Raw genomic sequence first — 13,141 nt, forward strand, 5'->3', positions numbered from 1 at the left:
CAAGCGGGCGCTGTCGGTCGCGCGAGGCAACGGAAGCGGGCAGTAGAAGGATCGAAGGGAGAGCTTGAATGGGTCAGATTCTGTTCATCGTGTGGCGGGAGAGCGTCGAGGCGCTGCTGGTCGTCGGCATCCTGTACGCGTGGTTGAAAAATGGCGACGACGACGCCCGCCGCGGCTTGCCGTACCTGTGGGGCGGCGTGGCGGCCGGCGTGATCGCGGCGGTGGCGCTCGGCGCGGCGCTGGTCGGCTTCACCGAAGTGCTCTCCGGTGACGCGCAGGATTACTTCCAGACCGCGATGGTGCTCATCGCCTGCGTGCTGATCGTGCAGATGGTGCTGTGGATGAAGCAGCACGGCCGCACGCTGAAGCGCGACATGGAACAGTCGCTGCAAAAGAGCCAGCGCGATTCGAACTGGTGGGGCGTGGCGCTGCTGGTCGCACTGGCGATCGCGCGCGAAGGCAGCGAAACCGTGATCTTCCTGTACGGCCTCGGCTTTGGCCAGTCGGGTCATGTCGACGGCAGTCAGATGCTCGCTGTCGTGATCGGTCTCGCGCTTGCGTTCCTGACCTTCTACGTATTGCAGATCGGCGGCAAGATCATCTCGTGGCGGCTCTTTTTTCGCGTCACCGAAATCATGCTGCTGTTCCTCGGCGCGGGGCTGTTCCAGACCGGCGTCGACAAGCTGATCGACAAGGAAATCCTGCCGACGCTCGTCGGCCAGCTGTGGAATTCGTCGGCGATTCTCGATGACTCGAGCACCTTCGGTTCGCTCGTCGCGACGCTGACCGGTTACCGCGCGCATCCGGCGCTGATGAATCTGCTCGCCTATGCCGTGTATTGGGCGGTCGTTTATCTGCTCGTGCGGCGCGCCAGTCGCAAGCCCGCGCAGCAGACGGCAGGGCGCGCGGCATGAGCGCCGTGATGGCTTCCCGGCCGGGCCGCCTCGCGGCGGCCGGCCAGTGGATGCAGCGCCACGGCGCGGTGATTCGCGGCATCCAGTGGGTCGTGGTCGCGGTGTATGCGTTCCTGATCGTCGTGCCCGCGCTGATGCCGCTGCCGGACGATACCGCGCATCTGTGGAACAACCTGACGCTCGCCGCGCAGTTCGTGTTCTGGGGCATCTGGTGGCCGTTCGTGTTGCTGTCGATGGTGATGCTCGGCCGCGTCTGGTGCGGCGTGCTGTGTCCGGAGGGCGCGCTCGCCGAATTCGCGAGCAAATTCGGCCTCGGCCGCGCGATTCCGCATTGGATGCGCTGGGGCGGCTGGCCGTTCGTCGCGTTCGGCATCACGACGATTTACGGGCAGATGGTGAGCGTCTACCAGTATCCGAAAGCGGTGTTGCTGGTGCTCGGCGGCTCGACCTTCGCGGCAATCGTGATCGGTCTGCTATACGGACGCGAGAAGCGCGTCTGGTGCAAATACCTATGCCCCGTCAACGGGGTTTTTTCGCTTCTGTCACGGCTCGCGCCGTTTCACTACAAGGTCGACGAAGACGCGTGGCGCCGCTCGTACACGAACGGCGAGCATGGGCATCGCGTGATTCCGATCAACTGCGCGCCGCTCGTGCCGTTGCGCAACATGAAGGGTGCGGCCGACTGCCATATGTGCGGCCGTTGCAGCGGACACCGCGATGCGATCGCGCTGACGTGGCGCAAGCCGTCGACCGAAGTCGTGCAGTTGGGCGACAAGAAGGCGAACCCGTGGGACACCGCGCTGATCCTGTACGGCCTGCTCGGCATCGCGATCGGCGCGTTCCACTGGACCGCGTCGCGCTGGTTCATCGACCTGAAGATGTTCGCCGCGACGTGGCTCGTCGATCGCGACATCACGTGGCCGCTCGACACCAACGCGCCATGGTTCCTGTTCACGCATTACCCCGACCAGAACGACGTGTTCTCGTGGCTCGACGGCTCGCTGCTGATCGGCTACATCCTGTCGACGGCGCTTGTCTACGGCACCGTGCTGCTGCTGTTGCTGACGGGCGCGACGCGCATGCTCGGGCGCTTCGACGCAACGCGTCTGCATCACTTGACGCAGGGGCTGATTCCGATCGCGGGCGCGGGCGTATTCCTTGGTTTGTCGGCGACGACGCTGTCGCTGCTGCGCGCCGAGCACGTGTCCCTGTGGTGGGCGTCGGGTCTGCGCATCGCAATTCTCGTGATTGCGAGCGCGTGGAGCGCATGGCTCGCGTGGCTCGTCACGCGCCGCTACAGCGAGCGCTTCGTGCAACGCGCGCTGGCGATGTTGTGGTTCGTCGCGGCGCTGGCGGTCGTCAATAGCGCGTGGTGGCTGATGTTCTGGGGCTGGGCCTCGAAGTAAGTCTTTAGCCTGTGTCCGGTGCGAACGCAGGCGCAAGCGCAAACAAAAAGCCGTGGGATGGTGACACCCCACGGCTTTATCATTTTCAGCGATGTACGCCGTTGCGCGCATCGGCTTTCGAGCGAGAACCAAAAAAGCGGCCTGGCTTGCTGCGACGGCTGGCTTGGTGTCTGCACGAAGGGGTCTAGTTCTCGCGTGCAAGCCGTCGTGGCTGGCTAATGCCTAACACCTCTCTGGGAGGTGGTCCCCACAATACCCGGTACTTACGTCGTGTTGCCTTGCTACTTCGTCAGGATCAGCTTGCCGAGGCGCGTCGCACGCAGTTGATACGTGTCGCCGTTGTGCACGATGCTGATGTGACTATGGCCTTGCAGCAGCGCGTCGCTGCGCACGACCCGTTCCGACGTCTCGCTCTGGCTGGTGGTGCGTTGCGCGCCGGGTTTCGCCGCGGGCGCGGCCGTCGTCGACGATTTCGGGCGGCTGTTTAGCGCGGCCGCCGAGCGGCGCAGGCTGAGCGTGGAGGAGCGAGTCATATCGGTCATTCGTTTTAGCTTGTTCGTCGATTCGATGTGATCATTCTAAATGATAACAATTCCTATTTACAAGATCGAGAAATTGATCGGATCCGACTTTTGATAGCTGAATGAAAGTGCGTCTAGATGGCGATTCTGAAAGCCATTCTGACATGGCCCCGCGAAAGCGCGGGCAGGGCGCCCGCGCGGTATGTCAGTGCAACGGTCCCGGTTCCTGCCCGGCCGCGACGTACTGGCGGATCAGCCGCACCGTATCGATATCGTTCTCGCGATACGCGGACTTGACGATCTCCTGCGTCTGCACGGCGTCCTGGTCGGTCGAGACGGGCAGCGTGGTCGCGTACTCGAAGCGTAGGAACAACTGCAGCTCATCGGGCTGCTCGATCGTCATCGTCAGTGAGCCGCCGACGTGCTCGGCGGTCGGCAGAATGTCGTAGCGCACGCTTTCGCTTTCCTGCAGCGTGACGCGATCGCGCACGGTGGCCTGGCCGTAGTGCAACTCACGCTCGAGCACATTGCCGTCGCGCGACAGGATCGTGCAGCTGTCGAGACCAATCACGAACAGTTGCGGCTGCTCTGCGCGCAGCACGAGCCCTTCCCACAGCTGCTCGCGGGTCATCGATTCGACGAGGGGATTCAACGGATCGTTGATCTGAATAAGGTGTTCGAAATTCAAGACGACTGCGTCCTATGAAAATATTGCAATACCCGTGACCCGAACGGCCGGCGTCCGATCGTCCTATGCTCGTTTGCTGCGGCTGTTAAGCGACCGCGAGCGCGGAGCGGATCGAGATCGTGTGCGTGAGGATCTTGTGCACCGGGCACGCATTGGCAATTTGCAAAAGCCGTTCCCGCTGCTCGCCGGAGAGTTCGCCATCGAGCATGATCTGACGGTCGATCGTCGAGCCCGCGTCGCCGGTTTCCATCGACAGTTTGACGCGTACGCCCGCGAGCGGCCAGCCTTTGCGCTGCGCGTACATCTTTAGCGTGATCGACGTACAAGCGCCGAGGCTCGATAGCAGCAGCGAGACCGGTGTCGGGCCGCGGTCGCCGCCGCCTAGCGATTCGGGTTCGTCGGCAAGCCAGGTGTGCTTGCCGTCGTCGAACACGACCTGGAAATTCGTCGAACCGATGTGGGCGGTGACGGTGAGCTCTGTCATGCGCGCTCCTCTGCTAGGGATCTGATAGCGTCGCGCGCCGCGGACTGTCGAAATCAACGCGGGCCGCGCGACATGAGCCGTTATTGTGAACGAATTTGCCGGCGTTCGCGGCCCGCGGCGGATGATTTGGCGGCGCGCGTGGCTGGTGGCAAGCTTCGCCTCGCGCCGACAGGCGTGACAAACGCGCGGCAGGCGCTCGACTGTCAGTGCGTGATCGCGCCCATCCGCCCGGCCTGATAGTCGATCACTGCCTGACGGATCTCGTCTTCGGTATTCATCACGAACGGGCCATAGCGCACCACCGGTTCCTTCAGTGGCACGCCGCCGAGCAGCAGCACTTCGAGTGGTTCGTCGCCGGCCGTGATGGTCACCGCGTCGCCGTCGTTGGCAAACACCACCATCGTGCGCGCGTCGATGTCCGCGCGCGCGTCGCCTTCGCCATACACACCCTTGCCGGACAGCCCATACGCGAACACGCGATAGTCGGCCGGTACGGGCTGGCGGATCGTCGCGCCCGGCTGCAACGAGAAATGCTGATACAGGATCGGCGTGCGCGTTTCGATCGCGGCCTTGACGCCGAACGCTTCGCCCGCGATGACCTTCACGCGCACCTGACCGTCTTCGGACGTCGCGGCCGCAATGCGTGTCGACGGAATTTCCTGGTAGCGCGGCGCGATCATCTTGTCGCGACGCGGCAGGTTCACCCATAACTGCAGGCCGTGCACGCGACCGCCGGTGCGCGTGAATTCCGGGTCCGGCATTTCGCTATGCACGACGCCCGCGCCCGCGGTCATCCATTGCACGTCACCGGCGTGCAGCGTGCCGGAATGGCCCGCCGAATCCTTGTGGCCGAACTGGCCCTCGAGCACATAGGTGACCGTCTCGAAGCCGCGATGCGGATGATCGGGCGCGCCGATGGCCTCGCCTGGCGCATAGTCGACCGGCCCCATTTCGTCGAGCAGCAGGAACGGATCGAAGTCCATCAGCAGACGCGTCGGAAACGGTCGATGAACGATGAATCCGCCGCCCTCCACTGTGCGAACCGACGGGAACGTGCGTTCGATCGTGCGTGACGTAGTCATCAATATCACCTCGAAAAATGGGGAATAGCGCGATTTCTGAAACATGGAGCTATTATAGGGACCGTTTTTGGCGGTGCCAGCCGTCCCTCAGCAATGGATTGTTCTATTCATGGAACGATGAGATGAAGATCGATTCACACAATCTGAACGACCTCATGTACTTTTCGCAGGTCGTTGAACATGGCGGATTTTCGGCCGCCGAGCGGGTGCTGGGCATCTCGAAGTCGCGCCTGTCGCGTCGGCTCACGGAGCTGGAGGCGTCGCTCGGCGTGCGCCTGTTGCAGCGTTCCACTCGCAAGCTTGCACTGACCGAAGCGGGGCAGCTGTTCTACCAGCACTGTCAGGCGATGCTCAGCGAAGCGCAGGCGGCGGTCAATGTCGTCCAGCAGCTGCGCTCGTCGCCGCGCGGCACGGTGCGCGTCAGCGTGCCGGTCACGATCTCGCAGACGATTCTGTCGACGATCCTGCCGGAATTCATGCACCGCTTTCCGGAGGTGCGCGTCGTGATGCGCGTGACGAATCGCGTGGTCGATCTGTTCGAGGATTCGATCGACGTCGCACTGCGCGTGCGTTCGGATCCGCCGGAAAACGCGAACATCGTCGTGCGGCCGCTGTGGCGCACCGAGCAGATGCTGGTCGGCGCGCCGAGCCTGCTGCAGCAGAATGCGCCGCCGCTGACGCCGGGCGACCTGAACCGCTTCGAAACACTCGACGTGCCGACGAGCGACGGCCGCCACGTGTACAACCTGATCTCGCCCGACGGCACGCGCCATGCTCACGAACACGAGCCGCGCCTCGTGACCGCCGATCTGATGACGATTCGCGAGGCGGTGCTCGCCGGCGTCGGCATCGCCGCATTGCCGGAGATGATGTATGGAGCCGCGTTGAGAGCGGGGCAGTTGTCGCCCGTGATGCCGGGCTGGAGTTTTCCGACGCCGCAGTTGTACGCGGTGTTCGTGTCGCGTCAGGGGATGGTGCCGGCCGTGCGCGCGTTCGTCGATTATCTGGTCGAGATGCTCGATCCGGATGAGGGCAAGCACATCATCGGCGAGTGTCCTGAGCGCGCCGAAAAAGCGGCGGCGCAGGCATCGGTGGCGAGCGCGTCCTCCGCTGCGTCGGCGGCGGTTTCATGAGGCTCTGTGGCAACTTAAGGGGGCACGGTGCGCCGCGGGCCGCTAGCGCGCTTCGGAAATCGTTTTTAGCATTTAAGCGCGGCCTGTCATGATTACTTTCAATGGTCGTTTGCTTGAATGCGCGCGCACACAGGCATATAGTGAAATCCCTTTCGCTAAGGAGTGTCCTATGCGAAAACTCATGGCCGCTATCATAGCGGGCCTGATAGGGCTGACCGCGTTGTCCGTGTCGACCACGGCCCTCGCATGCGGTGATAAAAGCTATCAGTCTTCGGCCGATGGCAAATGATCCCGCCGCCCGAAGGCGCCAAGTGCGCACAAAAAAAGGCCTTCATCCGACGATGAAGGCCTTTTACTTTTTGGCCCTGTTTAAAAGGGTTTTCCCGTGGACGAGCGCGCTGCTCCGCTCGCCGCTCCGCGTGCCACGTTACCGTTTACTTCGCTTTCGGCTGCGTGACGAAACCGATCTTCGTCAGTCCGCCAGCCTGCGCGGCGGACATCACCTGAGCGACCTTCTCGTACGGCACCTTGCGGTCCGCATCGAGATGCAACTCCGGCTGCGGACTCGCCTGCGCGGCCGCGGCGATCTTCGCGGCGAGCGCCGCCTCGTCGACCTTGGTGCTGTCCCACAGCACGTTGCCGTCCGCGTCGATCGACACCGTCACCTGCGCGGGCTTCGTGTCTTCCCTCTGACTGCTCGCGTGCGGCAGATCGATCTTGACCGCGTGACGGATCGCCGGAATCGTCACCATGAAGACGATCAGCAGAACCAGCATCACGTCGACGAGCGGCGTCATGTTGATCTCGTTCATCAGGCCGTCGTCATCGTCTCCGGCGAAGGGGCTCATTGCCATTGGAATGCCTCGTCGATCAGTTGGCGCGGGTTGCGAGACGCAGGCCGTCGCCGCGCCTGGTGGACGACAGACGGGCACCGGTCACGAAGAACGCATGCAGGCCGTGTGCGAAGCGGCTCAGCTTCGCGACGATCGCCTTGTTGGCGCGCGTCAGCGCGTTGTAGCCGAGCACCGCCGGAATCGCGACGAACAGACCAAACGCGGTCATGATCAGCGCTTCGCCGACCGGGCCGGCGACCTGGTCGATCGACGACTGGCCGCTCGCGCCGATCGCGAGCAGCGCGTGATAGATGCCCCAGACCGTGCCGAACAGGCCGACGAACGGCGCGGTGCTGCCGATCGACGCAAGAATCGCGAGACCGCTCTGCATGCGCGCGACGCTTTCGTCCATCGTGTCTTTCAGGCAGCGCGTGATCCAGTCCGACACGTCCATGCGGTCGTGCAGATGCGGCTGCGTCTGGTGATGATGGTCGGCCGCTTCCTGGCCCGACAGCGCGAGCGCGAGGAACGGGTTGTCATGCGGCGTCGAGGCGCCGCCGCCGATCTTCTTCACGCCGTCGGCGAGGTCGTCCGAATGCCAGAACGCCTGCTCGGCGTTCTTCGTCAGGCGCTTCAGGCGCATCACGTTCCAGCCTTTGACGACGATCACGCTCCACGACATCACCGACATGATCAATAGCGCGAGCGCGATACCGCGCGTCACGAAATCCCCTTGCGCCCACACGTGTGCCAATCCGTAGTTTTGCATTGCAATTCCTTGTTTTTGAAATCTTGCTTCAGTCGGTCAGATTGAAGTTGAAAGGCTGGGTGTACGCGGCCCTGACGGGCTCGCCGTTCTCGAGATACGGTTTGCAGGCGCTCGCGCGTACGGCGGCCAAGGCCGCGTCGTCGAGACGGCTAAAGCCGCTGCTTTTCTTCAACTCGATGTTCTCGAGCATGCCGGTCAGACCGACGACGAAGTGCACGTACGCGGTGCCGGATTCGCCGCGGCGCCGCGATAGAGTCGGGTATTCGGGCTGGCTGATATTGCAATCGAGGTGCGACACGTTTTTCGGCGCGCTGATTTCCATCGTCGGCTTGCCGATCGCGGGGGCTGCCGCGGTGGGCGGTGTCGCCGGCGCGGCGGGCGCTGGCGGCGTCGGATCGGGCGCCGCGACCGGCGTCGGCGATGGCGCAGCGGCCTGTGGCAACGGAGTTGGCGTCGGCTTGGGCGTCGGAGTCGGCTTCGGCTGGGCTTTCGGCCTCGTATGGACGGGCGGCGTTGGCCGGGGCGGCGGAGCGATCGATTGCAACGCGGCCGGCGCGGCGAGCGGCGCGGGCGGCAGCAGTTCGGCGGTCATCACGTGCGATTCGAGCGCGACCGGTACAGGCTCGTGACGCAGCGTCATGATCACGGCGAGCACAGCGACGTGAACCGCGACGACTATGGCAGTGGCCGTCAGCGCGCGGGAATTCGGTCGGGTGGACGACGCCAGCGGGGCGCCGGCGGAAATGGGATGCGGAGCCTGCATGGTCAGTGTGGCAGCGCACCGTGCGGGCGGCGCGTCAGACAGGACATCGTCATGTTCGGAAAATCAGCAGCGAAATGAACAAAGTAGTCACGAAACCAATCAGCAATTCCATCTCGAACTCCTTTCGAAGGGGGAGCGGGGTAGCTGGCTGGTACGAGTACTGGCTTGCTGACGGCAGTGGGATAACGCAGTACGGCGGACAGTACTGCGGTTGTGTTGCAGACGTGCGGCGCATTCAACGTCGCATGGGAGCGCTAGATAAAGCGTGCGTGAAGCAGAGGGGCTTTTAGACGCACCGACACGGCCTGCACCGGGCCCCGCTAATTTAGAGCTCAGGCTGCCTTGCGCTCGTAGAACGCGACTTGCACGACCTCGGCGACGCTCTGCACCTGCCGATGCTCGACCACGCCGCAACGGCTCGCGCAGACGCCGCTTTGCAGCATCACGTCACGCACGGATTCCTCGCATTTGCCGCAGCACGAGGCGACGCCGAGTTCAAACTGCAACTCGTCGAACGAGTCGATGCCGTCCGCAATCGAGGAGCGGATTGTGCGGTCGGATACGGATTTGCAGACACAGACGATCATGGCAGGCGTCATAGCTAACGTTAATGCGAATTATTATCATTTTGTTTGGTTCGTTTGGCAAGTTTCCCGTGCGATTTTTTGTAACAAAACCAGACTCTAAGAATGGATTTCGTCGGAAGGAAGGGCGGGGCGCGCGCCGGTTGCCGGCGCTAGGCGGCGCGAGAATCCGATGCGGCCGTGCGGCCCGACGGAATCGATACCTGCTCGACCGCGGCCTCGATCCGCAGCAGCGTGGCGGCGAGTTGCTGCTGATGGATGCCGTCGTCGGTGGAAAAGAAGCGCGGCAGCGGCGTGGCACCGGCCGACGCGGCGGCGCGCAGGCCGTGCTGCTCGAGCACGCGTTCGAGCTGACGCGCGATCGCCACGCTCGTGTCGATCAGCGCGAGCCGCTCGCCGACGATGTCGCGGATCGCCGCGTCGAGAAAGGGGTAATGGGTGCAGCCGAGCACCAGCGTGTCGGCGCCCGCGTCGAGCATCGGTTCCAGGTAGCTGCGCAACAGTGCCTGCAGCTCGGCCGAGCCGACGTCGCAACGCTCGACCGCCTGCACGAGCCCGTGGCCGGGCTGGCACAGAAAGCGGCAGTCGGCGGCGTAGCGTTCGAGCAGCCCCTGGAAGCGGGCGCTGCGCAGTGTCGCCTGGGTCGCGAGCACGCCGGCGACGCGGCTTTTCGATTGCAGCGCGGCGGGCTTGACACCCGGCTCGACGCCGACGAGCGGAATCGGCAGCTTTTCGCGCACCAGCGCGATCGACTGCGCGGTCGCCGTATTGCATGCGACCACGAGCGCCTTCGCGCCTTGTGCGGCGAGCCATTCGCCGATGGCCAGGGTGCGGTCGGTGATGAAGTCGTCGTCGCGCTCGCCGTAGGGCGCGTACAGCGAATCGGCGACATACAGCAACGCCTCGTCAGGCAGTTGCGCGCGCACCGCGCGCAGCACGGACAGGCCGCCGAGCCCCGAATCGAAAATGCCGATCGGCGCCTGCGACGCGGTGCCAGCGGCAACACTGCGGACAGTCGGGGACGACGAAGGGGCGGGCATAGGCGAAGAAAACGAGCGTGAAGTGGCGGTCGGCGAAAAGGGTGAAACCACGGTGAGGCGCGAACAAGCGCGCAAGTATATCGCCCGTGCGGTACGGTCCGGCGCGAATGCCTGCTGGGCAGGCGTCGTGCCGCTACCGCGCGGGATGCTTCAGCGTGCTTCGATCAGGACTCGACCGAGCCCATCGCGCTTTGCTGGTAGTTCTGGATACCGACCTTGTCGATCAGATCGAGCTGGGTTTCGAGCCAGTCGATGTGCTCTTCGGTGTCGTCGAGAATCTTCGTGAAGATTTCGCGCGAGATGAAATCGCGCACCGATTCGCAGTAGGCAATCGCCTCCTTGCAGGTGCCTTGCGAAATCTGTTCGAGCTTCAGATCGCATTCGAGGATCTCTTTGGTTTCCTCGCCGATCAGCAGCTTGTGCAGGTCCTGCAGATTCGGCAGACCGTCGAGCATGAAGATCCGTTCGATCAGCATGTCGGCATGCTTCATTTCGCCGATCGACTCGTCGTACTCGTGCTTGCCGAGCTTGTCGAGGCCCCAGTGGCCGTACATTCGGGCATGCAGGAAGTATTGATTGATCGCGGTCAGTTCGTTCTTCAACTGCGCGTTCAGATACTCGATGACCTTCTTGTCGCCTTGCATGTTATTTCCTTTTTCGGGGACCTTGAATTTCCAACAACAATAAACGTCATGTCCAAAAAAGCCAAGAAATCCGATACAACTTTTGGCGGCGTTGGCGGTCTCGTGCATGCGGCGCCTTGCGCGTGCATGACGACGAAAAGAAAAAGCCGGGATCGCGGCCCCGGCTTTTCGACTGACCTGAGTCGCGTTAATCGCGACTCATCAAGCCGTGGCGACCGGAATCTTGCCGATCTTGGCTTGCCATTCCTTCGGGCCGGTCTGGTGCACGGAGGTGCCGTTCGAATCGACGGCGACCGTGACCGGCATGTCCTGCACGTCGAACTCGTAGATCGCTTCCATGCCGAGGTCTTCGAACGCGAGCACCTTCGCGCTGCGGATCGCCTTCGACACGAGGTACGCGGCACCGCCGACGGCCATCAGATACGCTGCCTTGTGCTTCTTGATCGCCTCGATCGCGACCGGGCCGCGCTCGGCCTTGCCGATCATCGAAATGAGGCCCGTTTGCGCGAGCATCGTCTCGGTGAACTTGTCCATCCGCGTCGCAGTGGTCGGGCCCGCCGGGCCGACCGCTTCGTCGCGCACCGGATCGACCGGGCCGACGTAGTAGATCACGCGGTTCGTGAAATCGACCGGCAGCTTCTCGCCCTTCGCGAGCATGTCGGCGATGCGCTTGTGCGCGGCGTCGCGGCCCGTCAACATCTTGCCCGACAGCAGCAGCGTCTGGCCCGGCTTCCAGCCAGCCACTTCTTCCGGTGTCAGCGTGTTCAGGTCAACGCGCTTGCTGGTTTCCGTGTTCGGTTCCCAGTGCACCTTCGGCCATGCGTCGAGCGACGGCGCTTCGAGCCTGGCGACGCCCGAACCGTCGAGCGTGAAGTGCGCGTGGCGCGTCGCCGCACAGTTCGGGATGATCGCGATCGGCTTGGATGCGGCGTGCGTCGGCGCGGCCATGATCTTCACGTCGAGAACAGTGGACAGACCGCCGAGGCCCTGCGCGCCGATACCGAGTGCGTTGACCTTCTCGTGCAACTCCACGCGCAGCTCTTCGATCCAGTCCTTCGGGCCGCGCGCGATCACGTCCTGAATGTCGATCGGGTCCATCAGCGATTCCTTCGCCATCACCATCGCTTTCTCAGCGGTGCCGCCGATGCCGATGCCGAGCATGCCCGGCGGGCACCAGCCCGCGCCCATCGTCGGCACGGTCTTCAGGATCCAGTCGACGATCGAATCCGACGGGTTCAGCATCGCGAACTTCGACTTGTTCTCCGAGCCGCCACCCTTGGCCGCGACCTGCACGTCGACGGTGTTACCCGGCACGATCTCGTAGTGGATCACGGCCGGCGTGTTGTCCTTGGTGTTCTTGCGCGCGCCTTCGGGCGGGCTCACGATCGATGCGCGCAGCACGTTGTCCGGATTCAGATAACCGCGGCGCACGCCTTCGTTGATCATGTCGGTGACGCTCATCGTGGCGCCGTCCCAACGCACGTCCATACCGACCTTCACGAACACCGTGACGATGCCGGTGTCCTGGCAGATCGGGCGCTTGCCTTCGGCGCACATGCGGCTGTTGGTCAGGATCTGCGCGATCGCGTCCTTCGCTGCGGGGCTCTGTTCGAGCTCGTACGCGCGGCCGAGCGCTTCGATGTAGTCGAGCGGATGGTAGTAGCTGATGTACTGCAGCGAATCAGCGATGCTCTGAATCAGGTCTTCCTGTTTGATGACGGTCATGGCTAGCTCAGTGGGGAGTGGCGCTTGTTGTCGGATCGCAGCACGGTGCGGTCAGTCTTGCGCCTTCATGGGAGTGGAAACCTTGATGCCGCCCACGGCGTGCAATGCCGCGGGCCCTTCGAAATGTTTGGGGTGCGTGTGCGTGGTGTTCTGGTCGGGGCTGATGAAGGTCTTCAGCAGATGGATCGACGAAATGCTGATCAGCGCCATCGACAGCTTCACTTTCAGCACGCCGGCGTTCACGTGATCGAGCCATTCCGGTTCGTCCGGATGACCGTCGAGGCCGAGGCGCGATACGAACGTTTCATAGCCGCCGATGATCACCATGATCAGCAGGTTCGAGATCATCACCACGTCGATCAGGCCCAGCACGACGAGCATGATGCTGGTTTCGTCGAGCTTCATCGAGTCGGTGACCAGATGCCAGACTTCCTTCAGGAATAGCACGACGTAGACCGCCTGCGCGACGATCAGCCCGAGGTACAGCGGCACCTGCAGCCAGCGGCTCATGAAAACGAGGTGGGGCAGCGCGCGCATGGGGCGGCGCGGACGGGC

At 63.4% G+C, this 13,141-nt stretch carries 15 protein-coding genes; 3 read left to right on the top strand and 12 right to left on the bottom strand.

Annotation, left to right across the window (positions count from 1 at the left end; translation table 11 throughout):
• The first annotated feature begins 68 nt into the window (after positions 1-68).
• A complete protein-coding gene (locus OKW28_RS42425; RefSeq protein ID WP_429454308.1) occupies positions 69-914 on the top strand; it encodes an FTR1 family iron permease in 846 nt (281 codons plus the stop codon).
• Entirely contained in the window at positions 911-2,320 is a 1,410-nt protein-coding gene (locus tag OKW28_RS42430) for a 4Fe-4S binding protein (RefSeq protein WP_429454310.1), read from the top strand. The genes OKW28_RS42425 and OKW28_RS42430 overlap by 4 nt, the downstream gene beginning before the upstream one ends.
• 281 nt (positions 2,321-2,601) lie before the next feature.
• On the opposite strand, the gene hemP is transcribed toward OKW28_RS42430, so the two are convergent.
• The 4 genes from hemP to OKW28_RS42450 form a co-directional block, all read right to left on the bottom strand.
• Positions 2,602-2,862, bottom strand: coding sequence for a hemin uptake protein HemP (gene hemP, locus OKW28_RS42435; protein WP_429454312.1), 261 nt, complete (start codon positions 2,860-2,862; stop codon positions 2,602-2,604).
• Between the two features lie 184 nt (positions 2,863-3,046).
• Positions 3,047-3,529, bottom strand: coding sequence for an SRPBCC family protein (locus tag OKW28_RS42440; RefSeq protein WP_429454314.1), 483 nt, complete (start codon positions 3,527-3,529; stop codon positions 3,047-3,049).
• An 85-nt stretch (positions 3,530-3,614) separates the two neighbouring features.
• The gene (locus OKW28_RS42445; protein ID WP_429454317.1) at positions 3,615-4,013 is read right to left on the bottom strand and encodes an OsmC family protein; all 399 of its coding nucleotides are present in this window, start codon (positions 4,011-4,013) and stop codon (positions 3,615-3,617) included.
• Between the two features lie 203 nt (positions 4,014-4,216).
• Positions 4,217-5,095, bottom strand: coding sequence for a pirin family protein (locus tag OKW28_RS42450; RefSeq protein WP_429454319.1), 879 nt, complete (start codon positions 5,093-5,095; stop codon positions 4,217-4,219).
• Positions 5,096-5,217: 122 nt separating this feature from the next.
• Here OKW28_RS42450 and OKW28_RS42455 point away from each other — a divergent pair, with 122 nt between their 5' ends.
• Positions 5,218-6,228, top strand: coding sequence for a LysR family transcriptional regulator (locus OKW28_RS42455; protein WP_429454321.1), 1,011 nt, complete (start codon positions 5,218-5,220; stop codon positions 6,226-6,228).
• Between the two features lie 434 nt (positions 6,229-6,662).
• Here OKW28_RS42455 and OKW28_RS42460 read toward each other — a convergent pair whose 3' ends face one another.
• The 8 genes from OKW28_RS42460 to OKW28_RS42495 form a co-directional block, all read right to left on the bottom strand.
• On the bottom strand, positions 6,663-7,082 hold the full coding sequence (locus OKW28_RS42460; protein ID WP_429454323.1) for an ExbD/TolR family protein: 420 nt from the start codon (positions 7,080-7,082) through the stop codon (positions 6,663-6,665).
• Positions 7,083-7,098: 16 nt separating this feature from the next.
• Positions 7,099-7,830, bottom strand: a complete 732-nt coding sequence (locus tag OKW28_RS42465) for a MotA/TolQ/ExbB proton channel family protein (RefSeq protein WP_429454325.1) — start codon at positions 7,828-7,830, stop codon at positions 7,099-7,101.
• A 28-nt stretch (positions 7,831-7,858) separates the two neighbouring features.
• Positions 7,859-8,593, bottom strand: coding sequence for an energy transducer TonB (locus tag OKW28_RS42470; protein ID WP_429454327.1), 735 nt, complete (start codon positions 8,591-8,593; stop codon positions 7,859-7,861).
• A 332-nt stretch (positions 8,594-8,925) separates the two neighbouring features.
• Positions 8,926-9,180: a (2Fe-2S)-binding protein gene (locus tag OKW28_RS42475; protein ID WP_090803857.1), complete on the bottom strand. Its 255-nt coding sequence runs from the start codon at positions 9,178-9,180 to the stop codon at positions 8,926-8,928.
• Between the two features lie 149 nt (positions 9,181-9,329).
• On the bottom strand, positions 9,330-10,217 hold the full coding sequence (gene murI / locus OKW28_RS42480; protein ID WP_429454329.1) for a glutamate racemase: 888 nt from the start codon (positions 10,215-10,217) through the stop codon (positions 9,330-9,332).
• Positions 10,218-10,381: 164 nt separating this feature from the next.
• The gene (gene bfr / locus OKW28_RS42485; RefSeq protein WP_018418627.1) at positions 10,382-10,861 is read right to left on the bottom strand and encodes a bacterioferritin; all 480 of its coding nucleotides are present in this window, start codon (positions 10,859-10,861) and stop codon (positions 10,382-10,384) included.
• Positions 10,862-11,062: 201 nt separating this feature from the next.
• Positions 11,063-12,586 (bottom strand): fumarate hydratase, encoded by a 1,524-nt coding sequence (locus OKW28_RS42490; protein WP_184138591.1) that lies wholly within the window; start codon positions 12,584-12,586, stop codon positions 11,063-11,065.
• Positions 12,587-12,637: 51 nt separating this feature from the next.
• Positions 12,638-13,123, bottom strand: a complete 486-nt coding sequence (locus OKW28_RS42495; RefSeq protein WP_429454331.1) for a TIGR00645 family protein — start codon at positions 13,121-13,123, stop codon at positions 12,638-12,640.
• Positions 13,124-13,141 lie beyond the last annotated feature (18 nt).

The organism is Paraburkholderia sp. 40 (assembly GCF_050434105.1).
Lineage (GTDB): Bacteria > Pseudomonadota > Gammaproteobacteria > Burkholderiales > Burkholderiaceae > Paraburkholderia > Paraburkholderia tuberum.